Annotated in this window: 21 protein-coding genes; 14 read left to right on the top strand and 7 right to left on the bottom strand. The window is 32.8% G+C overall.

Annotated elements, in window-relative coordinates; all coding sequences use genetic code 11:
- Nucleotides 1-145: 145 nt before the first annotated feature.
- The 7 genes from ACXHHC_RS09180 (at nucleotide 146) to ACXHHC_RS09150 (ending at nucleotide 7,974) form a co-directional block, all read left to right on the top strand.
- Nucleotides 146-1,756 (top strand): mechanosensitive ion channel family protein, encoded by a 1,611-nt coding sequence (locus tag ACXHHC_RS09180; RefSeq protein WP_458226071.1) that lies wholly within the window; start codon nucleotides 146-148, stop codon nucleotides 1,754-1,756.
- 575 nt (nucleotides 1,757-2,331) lie between these two features.
- Entirely contained in the window at nucleotides 2,332-2,907 is a 576-nt protein-coding gene (locus tag ACXHHC_RS09175) for a GNAT family N-acetyltransferase (RefSeq protein ID WP_458226070.1), read from the top strand.
- A gap of 60 nt (nucleotides 2,908-2,967) precedes the next feature.
- The gene (locus ACXHHC_RS09170; protein ID WP_458226069.1) at nucleotides 2,968-3,573 is read left to right on the top strand and encodes a GNAT family N-acetyltransferase; all 606 of its coding nucleotides are present in this window, start codon (nucleotides 2,968-2,970) and stop codon (nucleotides 3,571-3,573) included.
- Nucleotides 3,574-3,741: 168 nt separating this feature from the next.
- A complete protein-coding gene (locus ACXHHC_RS09165) occupies nucleotides 3,742-4,938 on the top strand; it encodes an argininosuccinate synthase (RefSeq protein WP_458226068.1) in 1,197 nt (398 codons plus the stop codon).
- A 100-nt stretch (nucleotides 4,939-5,038) separates the two neighbouring features.
- Nucleotides 5,039-6,016 carry an N-acetyl-gamma-glutamyl-phosphate reductase gene (gene argC, locus ACXHHC_RS09160; RefSeq protein ID WP_458226067.1) on the top strand — a complete coding sequence of 326 codons (978 nt, stop codon included), beginning with the start codon at nucleotides 5,039-5,041 and terminating at the stop codon, nucleotides 6,014-6,016.
- A 97-nt stretch (nucleotides 6,017-6,113) separates the two neighbouring features.
- Nucleotides 6,114-7,241 carry an aspartate aminotransferase family protein gene (locus tag ACXHHC_RS09155; protein WP_458226066.1) on the top strand — a complete coding sequence of 376 codons (1,128 nt, stop codon included), beginning with the start codon at nucleotides 6,114-6,116 and terminating at the stop codon, nucleotides 7,239-7,241.
- Nucleotides 7,242-7,359: 118 nt separating this feature from the next.
- Nucleotides 7,360-7,974, top strand: coding sequence for an outer membrane beta-barrel protein (locus ACXHHC_RS09150; RefSeq protein WP_458226065.1), 615 nt, complete (start codon nucleotides 7,360-7,362; stop codon nucleotides 7,972-7,974).
- Between the two features lie 71 nt (nucleotides 7,975-8,045).
- On the opposite strand, the gene ACXHHC_RS09145 is transcribed toward ACXHHC_RS09150, so the two are convergent.
- On the bottom strand, nucleotides 8,046-8,459 hold the full coding sequence (locus ACXHHC_RS09145; RefSeq protein WP_458226064.1) for a cupin domain-containing protein: 414 nt from the start codon (nucleotides 8,457-8,459) through the stop codon (nucleotides 8,046-8,048).
- A gap of 111 nt (nucleotides 8,460-8,570) precedes the next feature.
- Here ACXHHC_RS09145 and ACXHHC_RS09140 point away from each other — a divergent pair, with 111 nt between their 5' ends.
- From ACXHHC_RS09140 to ACXHHC_RS09125, 4 genes are all read left to right on the top strand, one after another.
- Nucleotides 8,571-9,527, top strand: a complete 957-nt coding sequence (locus ACXHHC_RS09140) for an N-acetylornithine carbamoyltransferase (RefSeq protein WP_458226063.1) — start codon at nucleotides 8,571-8,573, stop codon at nucleotides 9,525-9,527.
- A 65-nt stretch (nucleotides 9,528-9,592) separates the two neighbouring features.
- Nucleotides 9,593-10,372: an acetylglutamate kinase gene (gene argB, locus ACXHHC_RS09135; protein ID WP_458226062.1), complete on the top strand. Its 780-nt coding sequence runs from the start codon at nucleotides 9,593-9,595 to the stop codon at nucleotides 10,370-10,372.
- Between the two features lie 45 nt (nucleotides 10,373-10,417).
- Nucleotides 10,418-11,479 (top strand): M20 family metallo-hydrolase, encoded by a 1,062-nt coding sequence (locus tag ACXHHC_RS09130; RefSeq protein WP_458226061.1) that lies wholly within the window; start codon nucleotides 10,418-10,420, stop codon nucleotides 11,477-11,479.
- A 31-nt stretch (nucleotides 11,480-11,510) separates the two neighbouring features.
- On the top strand, nucleotides 11,511-12,101 hold the full coding sequence (locus tag ACXHHC_RS09125; RefSeq protein WP_458226060.1) for a Crp/Fnr family transcriptional regulator: 591 nt from the start codon (nucleotides 11,511-11,513) through the stop codon (nucleotides 12,099-12,101).
- On the opposite strand, the gene ACXHHC_RS09120 is transcribed toward ACXHHC_RS09125, so the two are convergent.
- The 4 genes from ACXHHC_RS09120 to ACXHHC_RS09105 are packed head-to-tail and all read right to left on the bottom strand — an operon-like array spanning nucleotide 12,098 to nucleotide 14,979.
- Entirely contained in the window at nucleotides 12,098-13,018 is a 921-nt protein-coding gene (locus ACXHHC_RS09120) for a hypothetical protein (protein ID WP_458226059.1), read from the bottom strand. The genes ACXHHC_RS09125 and ACXHHC_RS09120 overlap by 4 nt on opposite strands.
- A gap of 4 nt (nucleotides 13,019-13,022) precedes the next feature.
- Nucleotides 13,023-13,889, bottom strand: coding sequence for an alpha/beta hydrolase (locus ACXHHC_RS09115; RefSeq protein WP_458226058.1), 867 nt, complete (start codon nucleotides 13,887-13,889; stop codon nucleotides 13,023-13,025).
- Nucleotides 13,890-13,921: 32 nt separating this feature from the next.
- Nucleotides 13,922-14,332 carry a DUF6326 family protein gene (locus ACXHHC_RS09110; RefSeq protein ID WP_458226057.1) on the bottom strand — a complete coding sequence of 137 codons (411 nt, stop codon included), beginning with the start codon at nucleotides 14,330-14,332 and terminating at the stop codon, nucleotides 13,922-13,924.
- The gene (locus ACXHHC_RS09105) at nucleotides 14,332-14,979 is read right to left on the bottom strand and encodes a DUF4386 domain-containing protein (RefSeq protein ID WP_458226056.1); all 648 of its coding nucleotides are present in this window, start codon (nucleotides 14,977-14,979) and stop codon (nucleotides 14,332-14,334) included. The genes ACXHHC_RS09110 and ACXHHC_RS09105 overlap by 1 nt, the downstream gene beginning before the upstream one ends.
- Before the next feature lie 161 nt (nucleotides 14,980-15,140).
- Here ACXHHC_RS09105 and ACXHHC_RS09100 point away from each other — a divergent pair, with 161 nt between their 5' ends.
- On the top strand, nucleotides 15,141-16,610 hold the full coding sequence (locus ACXHHC_RS09100) for a carboxypeptidase-like regulatory domain-containing protein (protein WP_458226055.1): 1,470 nt from the start codon (nucleotides 15,141-15,143) through the stop codon (nucleotides 16,608-16,610).
- 2 nt (nucleotides 16,611-16,612) lie between these two features.
- On the opposite strand, the gene ACXHHC_RS09095 is transcribed toward ACXHHC_RS09100, so the two are convergent.
- Nucleotides 16,613-17,314, bottom strand: coding sequence for a LytR/AlgR family response regulator transcription factor (locus tag ACXHHC_RS09095; RefSeq protein WP_458226054.1), 702 nt, complete (start codon nucleotides 17,312-17,314; stop codon nucleotides 16,613-16,615).
- Nucleotide 17,315: 1 nt separating this feature from the next.
- Complete coding sequence (locus ACXHHC_RS09090) at nucleotides 17,316-18,365, bottom strand: sensor histidine kinase (RefSeq protein WP_458226053.1); 1,050 nt, start codon at nucleotides 18,363-18,365, stop codon at nucleotides 17,316-17,318.
- A 191-nt stretch (nucleotides 18,366-18,556) separates the two neighbouring features.
- On the opposite strand from ACXHHC_RS09090, the gene ACXHHC_RS09085 reads away from it, so the two are divergent.
- Together ACXHHC_RS09085 and argH are read left to right on the top strand one after the other, a co-directional pair.
- Nucleotides 18,557-18,967 (top strand): MotA/TolQ/ExbB proton channel family protein, encoded by a 411-nt coding sequence (locus tag ACXHHC_RS09085; RefSeq protein WP_458226052.1) that lies wholly within the window; start codon nucleotides 18,557-18,559, stop codon nucleotides 18,965-18,967.
- 62 nt (nucleotides 18,968-19,029) lie between these two features.
- Nucleotides 19,030-20,310: an argininosuccinate lyase gene (gene argH / locus ACXHHC_RS09080; protein WP_458226051.1), complete on the top strand. Its 1,281-nt coding sequence runs from the start codon at nucleotides 19,030-19,032 to the stop codon at nucleotides 20,308-20,310.
- The last annotated feature ends 228 nt before the right edge of the window (nucleotides 20,311-20,538 follow it).

The raw sequence follows: 20,538 nt of genomic DNA, 5'->3' as shown, positions 1-20,538 counted from the left end.
CAACTTATGTTTATGTTAATGATTAAAATTTGGTTAGTTTAAGGCTCTTAACATTGTGTTAAGAGTCTTTGTTTTTTTTAGATATTCTCTTACGGTCTTACCTAAAAAGGTTAAATTTGGCAATCAAATATAGCTTTTTTTAACGATGAAAAAAATTTATTTTCTGTTTTTGCTATTTTCTGCAATAACCAGTGCGCAAAAAAACGAGATAAAAGTAGATTTATCCAGTCCTTATAACACAATTTACACCCATTTATATTTTTTACAACCGGATAGTTACGACAGTAAAAAAGCTGCTGCAACTATTTATGGGGAGACTTTGGAGAAATCTCAGGAAATTTCTATAAAAATAAAACAGGTTTTAGACGGTAGGGGGTTAAAAGTAGATATGAATGCTTTGCCTACCAATGTAAATTATACAGATACAATTTCTAGCGGATTGGTAAAACACCGATACGTTTTGTTTCCCAATCAGATGCCCGAAATTACTTTAGAGAAAGTGGGTAAATCTTGGTATTATAGTAAGGAAACAAACGATAAAATTTTTAGTTTATATAACAATGTATATCCGGCCGGTACAGAGTTTATTAAAAGAATTATTCCTAGCGTTGGGCACAAAAAAGTAATGGGGATTGAGCTGTGGCAATATGTAGGTTTTATCTTGTTTATTGCAACTTCTTTCTTTTTATTCTTGTTGCTAAATAAGCTGGTTTTTTGGTTTTTAAAACGATTGGAAAGTGTGTTTGTTAAGTTTTCGCATCAATCTTTAAGTGAAATTTTAAACAAGCTATCTAGACCAACAGCTTTGTTAATTGTTTTCTACTTGTTAGAGAAATACATTCCAATGTTACAGTTGGATATTAATATCAACTCTTTTTTAATTAAAGGACTGGAAGTTGCCCAAACAATTTTGTGGATTTATGTGGTGTTACAATTTGTTGGTGTGTTGATTCAGGTATATGTTTCTTACACAGAAAAAACAGAAAGTAAGTTAGACGATCAGTTGGCACCTATTTTAAGTAGGCTGTTAAGAGCTTTGGTTATTTTTGTAGGGGTACTTAAGATGTTAACCGTTTTTGGAGTAGATACTACTACTGTTGTTGCGGGGGCATCTATTGGAGGTTTGGCGGTTGCTTTAGCATCGCAAGATACGGTAAAGAACCTAATAGGTACTTTTATGATTTTTTTAGACAAACCATTCCAAATAGGGGATTGGATTGTTGGAGGTGGTGTTGAAGGTACAGTAGAAGAAGTAGGTTTTAGATCTAGTAGAATACGTGCTGCGGATACTTCAATTTTTACCATTCCTAATAGTAAGTTGTCAGAGATTGTAATCAACAATATGGGGCTTAGAAAATATAGAAGGTATAAAACATCTTTGGGTGTGCGATACGATACACCACCTGAGTTGATTGAAGCTTTTGTTAAGGGGATTCGTAACCTTATTGAGTTACATCCAGCAACGTTAACAGATTCGTACAATGTAGAATTTATTGGTTTTGGTTCGTCTTCTTTAGATATTATGATCAATACTTATTTTTCATCCTTGTCGTGGGCAGATGAGCAGTCTTCTAGACATACTTTACATATTTCAATATTAAAATTGGCAAGTGAACTTGGAGTAGATTTTGCGTTCCCTTCACAAACAGTGATGGTAGAACAATTTCCAGACAAGAATTCTTATGACATGAAATACAATACCGATCCGGAGCGTATGAAAGGAATTGTAGACAATGTAAAAGTGTTTATGGAGTAGGATTTAAGTGATTATTACCATGATAATTTGTGTTTTGTTAAAATGACGAAAAAATTGTTTTTTAGTTAATTTTTTGTGGTATTAATAAAAAAATATATTTATCTTTGAAGTAATTGGAATAAAGATAGATTTTGTTTTGTTAAAAAGTCATTGTTTCATAATTAATTGATTTAATTATATTCATGTTGATTATTTCTTCGCTGTCGAGCTGGTTACTTGACAGCGATTTTTTTTTGGATGCTATGTAGCTGATTTTTAAAGTTTTTGTGCGCTAATTGATTTTATAGTTGTACTTTTGCCGTCCAAATATTAACGAAAGGGGCTTAGGCCGACGATTTAGAGTTAATAATTATATATGGAAACCTCAGTGAAAACAGTGAATCACATATCAATTATCTCTTCTGGTTTGATACATACTATCAAGCGGTCGTTTTCTTTAGCATCGCTAGCAGCATAGTAATAAGTTGCTTCACTTTCTCAATTAATATTTTACAAGCATTTGGTTATTTTATCTAGAGAACGATAAAGTAGTTTGTATGCATTAATAATAAACAAAAGAGTATTTCTTTTAAGATATGTTCGTAATCGACAATCATTTGGAAACAAGTTATAAAAATATCATTGCAGGAGCAGAAGAGTATATGGACTCTGAAGGCTTGCAACTAGAGCTTACTTATGAAGCTCCCTTAGAATTATTACAAACCATTTCGGATAGATCCAAAGCTTTGCCATCGCTTTACTTTACAAGTGTTGAAATGTTGCAACAGCGTTTAGAGAATGGATGTTATCTGTTAAAAAAAGAGGGTGAAGTAGTGGGGCATATTTTTGCGCACAAACATATGATTAAAGATCATGCTATTTACGAGCGTGCATCTTTGTGGGTAAAGAGAGAGTATAGAAACTATAATTTGGGACTTTTGTTAATGAAACGATTGACAGAGTTGTACAAAAACGAATTTGTTATTTCTATTGCAAGCGAGCCTATTGTACATAACAATAACGAGTTGTTGGGAATGAAGTTTGTTACCTTGTCTCAAATGTCTGACGTTTTGGTAGAAACATTAGAGGAGATTGGGAAGTTAAGAGACGAGTTAAAGTATAAGTACTATGTAAATCCTCGTTTTGAATCTGAAATAGGACATTTAAAATAAATTGTTTTACAATCTTTATTAAATAAGAGTAATCCCTAAAACTTTACAGTAGTATTTACCATGAAAATTTTATCAGCAAATACAAAACATCTAAAGTACGCTCAAGATATTTGCGATACTATAGAGAGTTCTGCTCAGGTAAGAGGTACAGGTATTGCTAAAAGAACTCCAGAATACATTAAGAATAAACTGGAGAGTGGTAATGCTGTAATTGCTTTAGACGATGGAAAGTTTGCTGGGTTTTGTTACATAGAAACATGGGAGAACAAATCTTATGTGGTTCACTCGGGTTTAATAGTGCATCCAGATTATAGAAATCAAGGATTGGCAAAGAAGATCAAAACAAAGGTTTTTAATCACTCTAAAGAGAAGTATCCAAACGCAAAAGTTTTTGGAATTACTACCGGTTTGGCTGTCATGAAAATCAATTCTGATTTAGGGTATAAACCCGTTACTTTTTCTGAAATTACGCAGGATGATGCTTTTTGGAATGGTTGTAAATCTTGTAAGAATTATGACATTTTAATGCGGAACGAACGTAAAATGTGTTTGTGTACAGGAATGTTGTACGATCCAAATGCAAAAACAACTCAAACAGGAGAAGAAGGTAGCTTGTTTAGAAAGAAGTTTGAACGGCTTAAGAGTAAGTTTGCAAAGAAAAAATAAGTCTGTACTTAGACTTACTTGTTTTCAAACCTTAATTTTTAATGTTTCATTCACATTCCGTACTTTTGCGGACTGTGTATCAATTGTGTAAAAAATGGTCATCGAGAATTGTCGAGATACTTTGTTCTCAATAGCAATCGATCACCTTATTTTAAATAGAAAAATATAATGGATAAAGTAGTATTGGCTTATAGTGGTGGTTTAGACACTTCTTATTGTGTAAAATATTTAATCAACGAATTAAAGCTAGAAGTACATTCAGTTTTGGTAAACACTGGAGGTTTTACTAAAGAAGAATTAGAGGTAGTAGAAAAGAAGGCTTATGAGATGGGAGTTACTTCTCACGCAAATAAAGATATTATTGAGCACTACTACGATAAAGCTATTAAGTATATGGTATATGGTAATGTTTTAAAGAACAATACCTATCCTTTGTCTGTATCTGCAGAGCGTGTTTTTCAATCTATAGAGGTGGTTAAGTATGCAAAATCTGTTGGAGCAAAATACATTGCACATGGTTCTACAGGAGCAGGAAACGATCAGGTTCGTTTTGATATGATTTTCCAAACCATTGCACCAGAAATTCAAATCATCACTCCAATCCGTGATTTAAAATTAACTCGTCAGGAGGAAATTGAATATTTACAGAAGCATGGAGTAGATATGAACTGGGAGAAATCTAAATACTCTATCAATAAAGGGATTTGGGGAACTTCTGTAGGTGGAGTTGAGACCTTAAAATCTCAGAAAGCTTTACCTAGCGAAGCATATCCTAGTCAACTAAAAAGAGAAGATGAGGAGGAAGTAACATTGACTTTTGAAGAAGGACAATTGGTTGCTTTTAACGGAGTAAAGGATACACCAGTTAATAACATTTTAAAGTTAGAGGAAATTGCTACGCAGTTTGCTATTGGTAGAGACATACATGTAGGTGATACGATTGTTGGAATTAAAGGACGTGTTGGTTTTGAAGCTGCTGCAGCTATTGTAACGATTAAGGCACACCATTTATTAGAAAAGCACACCTTGTCTAAAGCTCAACAAATCCACAAAGAAGGATTGGCAAATACCTATGGAACATTTTTCCACGATGGTCAGTATTTAGAGCCATTGATGCGTAACATTGAGAAGTTTTTAGAAGATTCTCAAAAAACAGTATCGGGAGATGTATATGTAACTTTAAGACCTTACCACTTTATTGTAACTGGAATCGATTCTAAGTACGATTTAATGGCATCTGGTTTTGCAGATTACGGAGAAGAGAACAATGCATGGTCTAGTGAGGATGCTAAAGGATTTATTAAAATCTACGGTATGCAGAACAAGATTTTTTACCATGTAAATAAGGATTTATTGGAAGCGTAGCTTCTAGCTGTAGGCCTTAGGCTATATGCTGTAGGCAAAATATTATACGCTTTAGTGGTAAGCCTATTGCTTATTGCCTAAAGCCTAAAGCAAATAAAAAATGATAAAAGCAGGAATTGTAGGAGGAGCTGGTTATACAGCAGGAGAATTGATTAGAATATTGGTAAATCACTCACAAGTTGAGTTGGATTTTGTGTACAGTACTTCTAACGCAGGGAATAAACTATACGCTGTACATGCAGATTTATTAGGAGAAACAGAGCAAGATTTTACAGATACTATTAATGCTGAGGTAGATGTGTTGTTTTTGTGTTTAGGACATGGAAATTCAACAGCATTTTTACAGAATAATGCGTTTTCGGCAAGTACAAAAATCATTGATTTAAGTAATGATTTCCGTTTGAATGCAGATATGAATTTTGAAGGAAAGGAATTTATTTACGGATTGCCAGAAGTACGTAGAGAAGAGATTAAAACTGCAAATTATATTGCCAACCCTGGTTGTTTCGCTACGTGTATTCAGTTTGCCTTATTGCCTTTAGCAGCTGCTAAAAAATTAGGAAACGATATTCATATCAACGCAACTACAGGAGCTACAGGTGCTGGAGTTTCGCCAAGTGCAACTTCTCACTTTCCTTGGAGAGATAATAACTTTTCAGTATACAAGCCTTTTACACACCAGCATTTAGGTGAAATAGGAGAGACTTTAGAAGGTTTACAAGGATCAAAAACAGGAGAATTGTTATTTATTCCTAACAGAGGAAACTTTAGTAGAGGGATTTTTGCATCTGTTTACACAAAGTTTGATGGAACTGTAGAAGAGGCGAAAGAGATTTTTACCAATTATTATGCAGAGGCTCCATTTGTACATATAACAGATGTACCTGTAAACATGAAACAAGTGGTAAACACAAACAAGTGTGCTATCTCAATCATCAAACATGGAGATAATATTTTAATTTATTCTGCAATTGATAACTTGTTAAAAGGTGCTTCTGGACAAGCGGTTCAAAACATGAACTTAATGTTTGGGTATGATGAGGTTGAAGGATTGAATTTGAAAGGAACAGGATTCTAAAACACGAAGTGTTTTTGCAATAGGCTTTAGGCTATATGCTCTAAGCTGTAATAAAAAAGCCTATAGCTTAAAGCTTATGGCATAAAGCAAATAAAAAATGGAATTATTTAAAGTATATCCCTTATACGATGTGACTCCTGTAAAAGCAGAAGGAGCAAAAGTTTGGGACAATAAAGGAGAAGAATATTTGGATTTGTATGGTGGTCATGGAGTAATTTCTATCGGTCATACACATCCAACATACAAAGCTGCAATTGAAAATCAGTTGAGCAATATAGGATTTTACTCAAATGCAATTCAAAATCCATTACAACAAGAGCTTTCTGATAAGTTAGGAGCGTTGTCTGGTTATGGAGATGAGTATGCCTTGTTCTTGTGTTCAACAGGAGCAGAAGCAAACGAAAATGCAATTAAAGTAGCTTCTTTTGCAAATCAGAAGTCTAGAGTAATTGCGTTTAAAAACGGTTTCCATGGACGTACTTCTGGAGCGGTTTCTATTACAGATAACCAAAAGATTATTGCTCCTATTAATACGCACAACCCAGTAACTATTTTACCGTTAAACGATATTGAAGCGGTTAAAGCAGAAATAGCAAAAGGAGATGTTTCTTCTGTAATTGTAGAGCCAATTCAGGGAGTAGGAGGGTTGGATATGCCAACTACTGAGTTCTTACAAGAAGTAAGAAAAATTACGCAAGAAAACAATGTGTGTTTGATTTTAGATGAGGTACAATCAGGTTATGGAAGATCTGGGAAGTTCTTTGCACACCAACACCACAATGTAAAGCCAGATGTAATTCCAATGGCCAAAGGAATGGGGAATGGTTTTCCTATTGGAGGAGTATTGATTCATAAGTCGATAGAGCCTTGGTTTGGGATGTTAGGAACTACTTTTGGAGGTTCTCATTTGGCTTGTGCGGCAGGTATTGCTGTGTTAGATGTAATGAAAGAAGAGGGCTTAATGGAGAATGTTGCTGAAATCAACACATATTTTAAAGAGCAGGTAAAAGATTTGCCAGGAGTAAAGCAAATTAAAGGAGAAGGATTAATGCTTGGTTTGGAGTTCGACTTTGAAGTAGGGGACTTGCGTAAGAAATTAATCTACGATAAAAAGATATTTACAGGTGGTGCAATGAATAAGAATTTATTAAGAATTTTACCTCCATTGAATATTACTAAAGCAGAAATAGATGTGTTTGTAAGTGCTTTAAAAGAGTTGCTATAAGTTACAAGCTTTACCAAAAAGTTAAAACCACTCCATGTAGAGTGGTTTTTTGGTTTTTAATGGTATGTTTGCCCAAAAAAGAAATATGAAAAAGTGGCTGTGCTTCATTTGTTGTTTAGTGAGTTTAAGTTTTTTGTTTGCTCAAGATGCTAAAAAAACAGATTATGAGGGTTTTAAGCTAGGGGTAAAGTTTGGAGGTAATTTTTCTACAGGAATCTCTGGATTTGGTACAGATAATTTTAAAGATAGTGGTGGAGATTTATTATATGGAGCTATATTTCAGATTCCAATATATAAACCTTTATATCTTCAAATAGAAACTCTAAGAACTAAAATTAGGACAAAATATAATTATGAAGAAGGCACTATGAAAAAGTATGGTCTTAGTTCTTCTAGCAGTTGGGATTTAGATTATATATCAATTCCTGTTTTAGCAAAAATGAAATTTTTGAAAATTTTAAATATTCAATATGGAATTCAATATGACTATTTAACTAGAGCAGAGTTTGAATCAGAGGAGTTTCTAGGTCATGAATTGATAGAAGGTATTTCTAAGTTCAATTTTTCTCAAGTTTATGGGTTGGGAGTTGATTTTAAAGGTGGTGCTTTCATTGATTTTAAGTACGTTGTAGGTTTGCGTAACATTATTAAACAACCGATTGATTATTATGGGGATACTATATCTGAAATGAAAACTAGATATTTTGCGTTGTCTATAGGGTACAGACATTAATGAAATTTTTGAAAGTGTAATAAAAAGAGATATATTCATTCATGATTTCTTTATGGTGTAAATTTAAAAACCTACTCTTTTAAAACAGTAATAGGTACACCTTCTGTTCCTGCATAGACCACAATAATTTCTGCGGGTATATCTCCTGTGTTTTCTCCGTAATGATAGGTGTTTACCAATTCTACTATAGCGTCACCAGCTTTTAGGTGTAGTACATTTTTGTACTCATCATGTACGTCTAAAGTTCCTTTAATGAGTACTCCAGCATTAATTACTAAATGTTTGTGCCAATGCAATTTGGTTTTAGGGGGGATGGTAAACTTTAAAATCTGAACTTCTGGCTGGCCTTTTTTATATGCAGGTAATTTTTCTCCATTCCAGCTTTTGGTAGTTTTTACTAATTGTTCCTTTTTAATCTTGGTACTGTATTCTTTTTGACAAGCAAATAGCGTTGCTGCGAATATAAATAGGAGTGTTTTTTTCATGTTATAACTGAATGTAGTTTTTTGTAAAAATAAGAATACTTTACTCACTAAAGTTAATGAACGGAATCCATGTCAAATTCCTTATTTTTGTCAGCAAATTCAGTATAATATATGAAACACTATACGTCCATACATGATTTACCATCGATTAAAGACACGGTAAAAGAAGCCATAGCCTTAAAAAAGAATCCATTACAATTCCAAGAATTAGGAAAGAATAAAGTGGTTGGATTATTGTTCTTTAACAATAGCTTGCGTACACGTTTAAGTACTCAGAAAGCGGCTTTAAATTTAGGGATGGAGCCCATAGTTATGAATTTTGGTGCTGAAGGTTGGCAATTGGAGTACGAGGATGGTACTGTAATGGATCAAGGAAAGTCTGAGCATGTAAAAGAAGCAGCTCAAGTTATTTCTCAGTATTGTGACGTTGTTGCAATTCGTGCTTTTGCTGGATTGGAAGATAAAGAGAAAGATGAGGCTGAAGAAGTATTGTCTGCGTTTATTAAATATGCTTCTGTTCCTGTGGTGAATATGGAATCTTCTGTAGGTCATCCGTTACAAGCTTTAGCAGATGCAATTACTATTGAAGAACATAAGCCCGCTAAAGAAAAGTTAAAGGTAGTACTATCTTGGGCACCGCATCCAAGAGCTTTACCACATGCAGTAGGGAACTCTTTTGCAGAAATGGCCATTGCCAATGAAGATGATTTTGAGTTTGTAATTACGCATCCAGAAGGATACGAGTTGAGTCCAGAAAAAACCAAAGGAGCGACTATTGAGTACGATCAGAAGAAAGCATTTGAAGGTGCAGATTTTATTTATACTAAAAACTGGTCTTCTTATAAAGAGTATGGGCAGGTTGCTTGTAAAGACGAATCGTGGATGATTACAGCAGATAAAATGGCAGTTACAGATAATGCTAAGTTTATGCACTGTTTACCTGTACGTAGAAATGTAGTAGTTGCAGACGAAGTAATTGATTCTGAAAATTCTATTGTAATTGCACAAGCAAATAATAGAACCTATTCAGCTCAGATTGTATTAAAGAAAATATTGGAGAATTTATAGAATGCTATATGCTTTAAGGTAGGCATTATGCTTATAGCTTATAGCGTACGGCCTAAAGCCATAAAATGAAACAAAAACTAACCATCGTAAAAGTAGGAGGGAACGTAATTAACAATCCAGAAGCATTGCAAAGCTTTTTACAAGATTTTGCAGCGTTAGAAGGGAATAAAATTTTAGTTCACGGAGGGGGAAAACGTGCTACACAACTGGCAGGTGATTTAGGAATTAAAGCAACTATGATCAATGGTCGTAGAGTAACAGATGAGGCTACTTTAGAAATTGTAACGATGGTGTATGCAGGTTTGTTAAACAAAAATATTGCTGCAACCTTACAGAGTTTCAATTGTAATGCATTGGGATTGTCCGGTGCAGATGGAAATTCAATCCAAGCACACAAACGTGTAGTTACCGATGTAGATTATGGTTTTGCTGGTGATGTTGATGGAATCAACGAAAAAAATATAAGTACGTTTATAGAAGGAGGTATGACTCCTGTTTTTTGTGCCATTACACACAATGGAAAAGGGCAGTTGTTGAATACCAATGCAGATACCATTGCAAGTACTATTGCTGTTGGAATGTCTAAATTATATGATGTTTCTTTGGTATACACCTTTGAGAAAAATGGAGTGTTAACTTCTATAGATGATGATAATTCGGTAATTACGAATATCAACTCAGGAAAGTATGCTCAGCTAAAAGCAGATGGTATTATTGCAGATGGAATGTTGCCAAAAATGGAAAACTGTTTTAATGCTTTAGGGCAAGGAGTGTCAGAGGTAATTATTGGAAATCCGACAGTAATTAGAGATAAAGAACAGTTGTTTACAACGCTAACACTTTAAATGTCACTTCGAGTGATTTTGAGGAACGAAAAATAATATCGAGAAGTGATAGAAAATTTACAAAAAGAAGCGTTAGCGCTTTTACAAACATTAATACAGACACAATCTTTTTCTAAAGAAGAAGATCCTACAGCGGTGTTATTGCTAGACTGGTTAACAGAGAGAGGTGTTGCTGTAAAACGAGATTTGCATAACATTTGGGCTGTAAACAAACACTTTGATGAAAGCAAACCAACCATTTTATTAAACTCTCATCACGATACTGTAAAGCCCAACCAGGCATATACACGTAATCCTTTTGAGGCAAAAATAGAGGGAGATAAGCTCTATGGTTTAGGTTCTAACGATGCCGGAGGTTGTTTGGTAGGGTTAATTGCTGCTTTTTTATATTTCTACGAACAAAAAGATTTAAAATACAATTTTGTGTTAGCTGCAACTGCAGAGGAGGAAATTTCTGGAGAAAATGGAATTGCTTACATGCAGCCAATTTTGCCTAAAATAGATTTTGCCATTGTTGGGGAACCTACTTTGTTAGATTTAGCTATTGCTGAAAAAGGACTGGTTGTTTTTGATGGTAAAGTTACGGGTACACCAGGACATGCAGCACATATCAAGAATGAATTCAACCCTATCTTTAAAGTAATAAAAGATTTGGAGTGGTTTAACAGCTATAAGTTTCCAGAAATATCTGAGGCTTTGGGAGAAGTTAAGATGACCGTTTCGCAAATTAATGCGGGGAAACAACACAATGTTGTGCCTTCTGAATTGAGCTTTGTGGTAGATTGTAGGGTTACAGATAAATATACAAACCAAGAAATAGCAGAGATCATTGCCAAGCACACAGAGAGTGAAGTATTGCCTCGATCGTTAAGACTAAATTCCTCTTTTATAGATCCAAATCACGAGATTGTAAAAGCGGGGGTGTCTATGGGGAAGAAAACATATGGATCTCCTACGTTGTCAGATCAATGCAGATTGAATTGTCAATCTATAAAAATGGGACCAGGAGACTCTCTAAGATCTCACTCGGCAGATGAGTTTATTTATGTACAAGAGGTCTACGATGGAGTAGCGTTTTACATAGATATTCTAAAGAAAATAGTCTAACTTTAAAACCGTGTTTAACACGGTTTTTTTTATGCAAGAAATTTTAAAACAGTTTATAGAGAGTTTTGGCTTTTTAACACCCGATGAGGTAACTATTATTGTAGATAACACAGTGTTAAGAGAAACCCAAAAAGGAGACTATCTTTTAAGAGAAGGAGAGGTAGCAAAACAGTGCTATGCTGTTGTTAAGGGTTGTATACGAGAGTTTGTTATTAAAGATGGGGTAGAAAAAACGGTTTCTTTTTTTACAGAGGGAGATCCGGTAACTGCCTTTACAAGCGAAACCTCTGGAACTCCATCTAAATCGTACATTCAGTGTTTAGAAGATTGCATTGTAACTGTTGGGACTGAATCTTTAATTGAAGATATGATTGAGCGTGTTCCAAGATTAGAGAAACTAATTAGAATAGAGGTAGAAAAGGAAGCGGGTAAAATGCAAGATAGGTTGTCTGATTTTATTACATCTACACCCGAAGAACGTTTTGTAGCTTTAATAAACAAACAACCTAACCTAATACATAGAGTTCCACAAGTAATTATTGCTAGTTATATAGGGGTAACTCCGGAATCTTATAGTCGAATTAAAAAGCGTGTTTTCGAAAAAATAAAACAACACAATTAATCACAGTTTTCACTTAGACTTTGGTAGTCTGATAATGATAGTGTTGGAATTTCTTGATTTTCTCCTTTTTGAATACAAGTTAAACTTGGGTTTCTATCAATTCTTAAATCAATTAATTTTTTGTTGTGACTAATATCTAGTTGAGATAATTGAGTGCTAGACATGTAAACATGGGTTAGATTGATGTTGTGTTGTAAGTCCATTTCTTCTAGTGGATTGCCAGATATTACTAAGGTCTCTAGTTTGGTGTTTTTACTTAGGTCTACATAAGGTATATTGCTACTAATGGCTAATATGTTTTTAAGATTGGGAGCTTGTGTAATGTCAAAATTCTCTAGTGTGTTGTGAGTTATGTATAGCACCTCTACAGAATTATTAATTAGGTTAAAGTCTACGAAATTATTCCAAGATAAATTTAGGGTTCTAAGTTGAGTGGCATAAGGTAGTCCTTGTACGGTGTGTAATTCGTTAGCTTCTAAATTCACAAACTTTAGAGAAGTGTTTTTACTCAAGTTTATTTCTTTAATTGAATTTCCGAATAAGTATAAAGAGTCTATTTTAGTATTCGAACTTAAATCAATATCAGTTAGCTTTTGATTGGCTGCAGCTAAAAAAGTAATATTTGTAAAACCTTCAATACCCGATAAATCTTCTATTTTTCCAAAATTAGAATACTTGTTTAAATTTAGAGATGTTACACTTTGCGCATCGATTTTTGAGATTCTTTGATTGATTTTTTGGTCGGTATCTATACCTAATTCAATTAGTTTTTTTTCAAAATGAATGTCAGGTATAGAAACAACCGTATCATCTATAGGTTCAGGAATATCATCATTACTAGTACATGATAAAAGCGAAAGAGTTGTTAGTAATAGAATAAAATAAATGGGATTGTTCTTTTGTAATATTATTTTCATGGTCTTAGTTTAATGTTTTGTTGTTTATAATAAGAGCACAAACAGTGTGGTTGTTTGCGTTGTTAAAAACGTGATTAGAGTTTTTAAATAATTGATGATTTTTTAAAGAGGGCATTGTTTTAATAGCTCTTTGGATCATTTTTTTACCTGGAAACATAAGATCGTTTTCGGCTGCAAATAATACAATAGGAGTTTTTATAGCCTTTGCTTTTTGTGTAGAAATAGTAGGAACAGGAGTAAAGTCCATATTAAAATTAGGCAACACTTTTGATAAAAATTGTAAAGCAAAAGGATCTGTTTCGCTAAAAATTTCTTTTAAAAATTTTTCTAAGTGCTTTTTCTTTTTGGTTCTTATAAATTTTTTCATAGGTATAAAAACCTTAAACAAAGCCTTTAATGGATTGCCATTTACAATGTATGCAGGTGCAGATAAATATGCGTTGCTAATTTTAGTTTCATTGTATTCTAAGGTTTTTAAAACAACCAAACCACCAAAAGAAAAACCAGCAAGGGTAACGTTTTCAAGTTGTAGAGCATTAATAACTTCATTCATCCATTTTCCATAAGAATTATCTTTCATATTTAATCTTATTTCATCACTCTTGTTGGGCTGTGCTAAAATGTCTATAGCATAAACACTAAAATGAGGTACTAATTCTCTATAGGTTTCAATAGCAATAGGAGCACAAGCATTAGAGCCGTGGAGTAAAATTATGGGAGGATTTGTTTGCGTACCACAAGTAATAATATTGGTAGTTCCAAAACTAGTGTAAACTGTTTTGTATTGATAGTCAATATCTAGTTCTTTTAATTTTTGATTGTATAAATTAAGAATCTCTTCTTTTTTTTCTTTCGATTTGTATAGCGACATATAGTATAGACGTGTTATTAATAAAAGGTTGCTTATTGAGTTAATTTATTTTTCCAGTACCAACAATAACCAATAATAAATAAGGTGGTTGCTATTTCTATAGAAGCAAAAAATAGATAGTAACTGCTTGTAGTTCCAATAAAAAGGGAGGCTGTCATTGCTAAGGTTTTTATGGATGCAACAATTATGTTAGCCCAGCAATTGTATACTGGAGATAAAATTTTAGAGAGCAATATCATGGCTATGGGTAGTTCCATTAGAATTGCTGCAGCTAAAAGAAAATTAGCATCTAAGGTTAGCCCATCTATCTTGCCTGTTAAATATTGTCTTAAAAGATTGGCATCCATTAAACTCATTACATCGCAGTACAGGTAGTTTAAGGTTACAAATATCCAAAGGGTGCTTAAGAGCTTCTTTTGTTGGTCAAAATAGAGTGTGTTCATCAGTCTTCTATTCTTTTAACTATTAGTAGTATGGCAAAGCTTAATTCTGATAGTACAGCTGCAGCTAATAGAATATTAGCAATGGTGGTAAAAATATTGTTCTGAATTCCTGTAAAGTACACAGTACAATCTAGCAAGTATCCTATTCCGCCTAAGAGTAGTAGTACGGATAAAATTTTAGAAAACTTGGGATGTTTACAGGTTAAAACAGCTAAAGCAATCATGTGTATTCCAAAAAAGACTTGCCATATGTAAACCGTATAAAAATGAGCTTGCAGACAGAAGTTTAACAAACTATTAGTGGTAGTTTTATTGTTAATACTGTGCAGAGGGATGATATAATTTACCAAGTTTAGAGCCATGATAATGGCCATTGCGTATCGAGATAATTTGGCAATTTCGCTCCAGGTTTTGTTTGTCTTTTCAAAGAATTGAAATAGTAGTATGGTGATAAAAAGTTCTAGAATTACTACAATTCCGTCTCCCAAAATACTAAACTGAAATAGTTGTAGGTTTTGTTTTAACAGTTGAAGCGTGTCTGGAATATTGTGAATGTCTATTAGTTGCATTGGAGCGTATCCCATACTAAATCCTCCTATAATGGCTATAGAAAGATAGAGTAAGCCAATAATTTTGTGATTTTTCATGATGTATGATTTAATTACATCACAAAGTTGAGGGTTTATAAAAACGCGTGCATTGACGTTTGGTAAGAAATGTGATTTGAGTAATTAAAGTATGAAGTTGACTTAAATCAATTTAAGGTATGCTATTTGCTAAATACTTTTACGACGTAAAATAAAAATGAATGAAACAGAAATACCTATTCCTTTTTTTAGTGGGTTTAACAGCTGTTGGTAGCTATGCTCAAAAAGTGTTAACAGGAAAAGTTTTAGAAAAAGATACCAAAGAACCCATTCCTTTTGTAACTGTTATTCTTAAGAAAAGTGCGGTTGGAACCATTGCAAATGAAGAGGGGGAGTTTAAAGTGGTTTATAGGGAAACCCAAACTCAAGATTCTATAAGTTTTCAGGCAGTAGGTTACAAGACTAAAACGTTGGCTTTAAAAGACATTTCAAAAGATTTTTTAAATATTGATTTGGTCAAAGATATTACAGAGATAAATCCTGTTGTGTTGACCGGTAAAAACTTATCTGCGGAGAAAATTGTAGAAAAAATATTAGAAAATAGAGGTAAGAATTATCTGTATCATAAAATAAAGGTTAATAATGCTTTTTATAGATCTTATGCTAGTGAAGATGTAGAAGAGCTAGATATGGATTTTAAAAAGGGAACCATTCCGTGGTTGTCTAAATCTAAATTGGAGGAAATAGAAAGAACCGCACCTAAGCATTCTACGGAACAGTTTGGGGTGTTAGGAGATTTGTATTTGTCGCAGAGGGAGAAAAAAGGGACCGATGTTAAATTAGTACCTAAAAAGGTGAGTCTTTATGAAACAGAAAAGATAGATGAGGTAGGGATTTTTAAAACGTTTAATGAAGAGTATGCTAATTTAGAAAAGAAAGAGTATTGGAGAGTGAAGAGTGGTATCATTAAAAAGAAAATTGAAATGGATACGGATTCTTTAGGTAATATTTCTCCCAATAACATAAAGAGATTAAGAAGAAGCCTTTTTTCTGGAGCGGCATGGCTAAATTTTAACAACAAAAAGGGATGGGAGTTTTTACACAAAACCAATCGATATAATTACCACATTGATGGTATAACCAAACTAAATAACGAAGAGGTGTACATTATTGATTTTACTCCTAAAAAGAAAGGTGTTTTTAAAGGGAAAATGTATGTTTCGGTGGAGTCTTATGCATTGGTAAAGGCCAATTATGAACATGCGGAAGGAAAGAGCTCAGGAAAGTTTAAAGCCTTAGGTTTTTCTATAGAAAGAAAAGATTATAAAGGGAATATATTCTTTACAAAAGTTGGAAAAAAGTATCAGTTAAAATTCTTTTCTAATTCATCTCACGATTTTTTTGGGGTAGATAGAAAAGTAACTTTGCAGAAAAGAAGAGAGCGTTTTTTGTTGGATAAAACGTTAGAAGAGATAAAAATAGATTTTAAACTTAAAACATCTGTAAAATCATCATTTGACTATTTAATAATTGATGCTCATAAAATTAAGAAGGAGGAATTTGATAAAATTAAGGAGCCAAAAACCTTTAATCCTGTTAAAACAAAAGAGTTAAACACGGTGTTTCAGGACCTGCTTCACGAATCTGCTTTAAAGGAAATAGAAATGTATAAGCATTGGGATAGAGAATAGGTTTAAAAAGAGTTCAGCTTGTTTAAAATTTCATTTTTATAGCTTCTACTTATAGGAAATGATTTGTTATGGATGATAATTTCTTCGTTGGTATAAGAGCTAATTTTATGAATGGGAATAATATAAGATCTATGAATTCTTAGGAATTTATTAGGTGGGAGTTTTTCTTTAATAGAAGAAATAGTTTCTCTAGTAACTACGGTTTGCGCTTCTAGGTGAATTTTAAGATAATCGCTAAAGCTCTCTATGTAGTTAATGTCGTTAAAATTAACTTTAACCATTTTTCTGTCAGATCTAACAAATATAAAGTCGTTAGCAGTTTGCGGTGTGAGAGTTGATTGGCTGTTAGAAAAGTTGGTAATGGCTTTTAGAATTCTATCAAAGGAAATAGGTTTTAATAAATAATCTACAGCCTGTAGTTCAAAACCTTCTACTGCATAATCTCTATAGGCTGTGGTAAATATAATTTTTATGCTAGGGTCTATAGCTTTTGCAAAAGCGATGCCTGTAATATCGGGCATGTTAATGTCCAGAAAAATTAAATCAACAGAAGTGTTTCTAAGAAAGTTAATTGCATCTATCGCGTTGCCAAAAGAATTTATAATAGTTACATGGTCTATTTTGGACAGATGTGTGGCTATTATTTCTCTAGCAATACTTTCGTCGTCCACAATAATACACGATATGTTTTTTAATTGTTTCAAACTATGATAAATCTATTTTTAGGTTAACTATATAAAGTCTGTTTTCGGTCTTTATATCTAATAGGTATTTGTTAGGATATAATAAATCTAGTCTTTTTTTTGTGTTTTTTAAGCCTATACCTGTGCTTTTAGATGAGGGTTCTAAATAAGTATTTTCTATATAAAAGTTTAGCTGGTTGTTAAAGTGTTTGATGTCTATTTTAATGTGCAGCTTGTTGTTTTTAATGCTTCCATGCTTAAAACTATTCTCTGTAAACGATAATAGTAGCATTGGAGCAATTTTTATTGTATTGGGAATTTCCTGTAGATTAAAGTCAACCAAAAGTGTGTCTTTAAAACGCACTTTTTCTAGTTCAATATAATTCCTTAAATGATTAATTTCTTCATTTAAAGAAACCAGTGGTTTTTCTACTTTGTACAAAATGTAATCTAACAGTTCCGAAAGTTTTAGGATAATATCTGGAGTTTCATCAGACTTTTTTAATGCAAAACCATAAATAGTGTTTAGGGTGTTAAACAAGAAATGAGGGTGGATTTGTGTTTTTAAATATTTTAACTCCTGTTCTTTTAATTTTAATTGAGCTTCTAAAATTTTGGTTTGTAGATCTTTAGATTTTTCAATTTGTTTTAAGTTTAAATTAAGGAGCTTAAAAGCACTAACCGCTATTACGACTATATATACACCGGTAAAAACAAAAAGGATGCTTTTACTAACAGGAGCCATGTTATTGTACTTCATTTTAGATAGATAAATCAATCCAAAGAAAACAGAGACAACAATTAGGTATGCAGAGATAATAAATGTGTAACTGCTGTATAAAATAAATAGAAAATACTTTTTTGTAATTAGGTAGTTGGGTATTACTTTATAAATAAACACATAGGTAGTTGCTATGGTAATAGGCATTAAGAATAAGGAGAAAGATAATATATAGTGAAAATCGTTACTATTAAAGCCAAAAAAGTAAGTGTAAAAAAGTAATACCAAAGACCAAAAGAAGCCATGGAGAAGGAATTGGTTAATTTTATGATATATAAATTTTCGAATCATTTTAAGGTAACAGCTTTACAATAGTACTGTATTTTTAATTTATGATTGTTTTTTATAGACGAATGACCAATTTTAAAACGGTTTCTACAAATAGTTAAAAGAGTTCGTAAACTGGTTGTTTGTCGCATTTGGAATTTATGAATTTAAAAGTAAACTAAGTTTGAACAGTGTTTAATTTAATTGTATTTATTATGAAAACTTTAGTTGCAAATTTTGTATTATTCTCTAATCCTTTTGTCGATAGGTTTATGGAAGGAGGGCCTTTGTTTATGTCTCTTATTTTAATCTGTTTGGTGTTGTCCATTGCTTTTGTTGTGTTGGGCTTCCTAAATCTTAAAAAAGATGTTAAAAGGTCAAAAAGAATGACAGGCCTAGCATCGGAAATTAGTGTTCTTGGTTTGGTTATTGGTTTTTTAGGTTCTATTATTGGAATGATTACCGCTTTTGACGTAATTGGAGCAAAGGGAGGTATTGAGGCAGGAATATTGGCTATGGGCTTAAAAGTATCTTTTTTAACTACTCTTTTTGGAACCATAACCTTTATTTTGCCTAGGATAGGTATTGTAATTTTAAAGGTCTTGCAAAAGGAAGAAGAGGAGTAGATTAGGGTTCTTTCGTAAAGACGAAAAACAGTATCTTTGCAGTCATATTTAAAAGAGAATCGATGAAACTTTGGGATAAAGGATACGCTACAGATAAGAAAATAGACATTTTTACGGTAGGTAATGACAGAGAATTGGATTTAGAATTGGCTAAATACGATGTGTTAGGGAATATGGCTCAGACTAAAATGTTAAATTCTATAGGAACTATTTCTGATGAAGAGTTAGAGGGTTTATTAGCAGAATTAAAAAACATTTTAAAAACTGTAGAAGACGGAACTTTTACCATTGAAGATTCTTTTGAAGATGTGCATTCTAAAGTGGAATGGTTGTTAACGGAGAAGTTAGGTGATGCAGGTAAGAAAATTCATACAGCACGTTCTCGTAACGATCAGGTTTTATTAGATGTGCATTTATATTCCAAAGATGCTATTTTAGAATTAAAAGATTGGGCAAAGAAATTGTTTGATTTGTTGCTAGAATTGGCTGAGAAATATAAGAATCATTTATTACCAGGATATACGCATTTACAAGTGGCAATGCCATCTTCTTTTGGAATGTGGTTTTCTGCTTATGCAGAGAGTTTAATAGACGATGTGTACTTTTTAGATGCTGCTTACAAGGTAGCAGATCAGAATCCGTTAGGTTCTGCTGCAGGTTACGGTTCTTCTTTTCCTATTGATAGAGAAATGACCACTAAAGAGTTAGGTTTTGAAACTTTAAAGGTGAATTCAGTAGCGGCTCAAATGGGACGTGGAAAGTTAGAGAAGTCTATTTCTTTTGCCATTGCAAGTTTGTCTGCAACCTTGTCTAAAATGAGTATGGATATTTGTTTGTATATGAGTCAGAATTTTGGATTTATTGCTTTTCCAGACGAGTTAACAACAGGTTCTAGTATTATGCCACATAAAAAGAATCCAGATGTTTTTGAATTAATTCGTGGAAAATGTAACAAATTACAAGCTCTACCATACGAGTTAACGTTAATTACAAATAATTTACCAAGTGGTTATCATAGAGATTTACAATTGGTAAAAGAAGGTTTGGTTCCTTCTGTTTCTACGTTAAAATCTTGTTTAGATATGATGGTGTTCTCTTTAGAAAATATCATCATTACAGAAAACATAGTTGCCGATGATAAGTATAAGTATATTTTTAGTGTAGAGGAGGTAAATGCTTTGGTACAAGAAGGAACTCCGTTTAGAGATGCTTATAAAATTGTTGGAGCTAAGATAGAAAAGGGAGAATTTAAGCCAGATTTAAATGTAAATCATACACATATTGGTTCTGTTGGGAATCTTAGGTTAGATTTAATTAAAGAAAAAATGGAAGCTAATTTTTAAAAGCTTTACTATTTATAATCCTTAAAGCCTGTGTACACTATGTACACAGGCTTTTTTTGTAAATAATCTAAAAGTTTAACAAACATTTAAGTAGAAGTTGTTGGTTAAACAAAGGTTTAAAAAAACAAAAAACGATTTTTTGTTAAATTTTCGTTTTTTACTTCTTAAACTAAGATTGCGTAGAAAAAGATGCTAAAATATTACGAAGCAATTAAAATCATCTGTCTT

It is taken from the genome of Wenyingzhuangia sp. IMCC45574, assembly GCF_054182685.1.
Note: the sequence above shows the minus strand (reverse complement) of the source record. Positions and strands in the feature narration are given on the sequence as shown.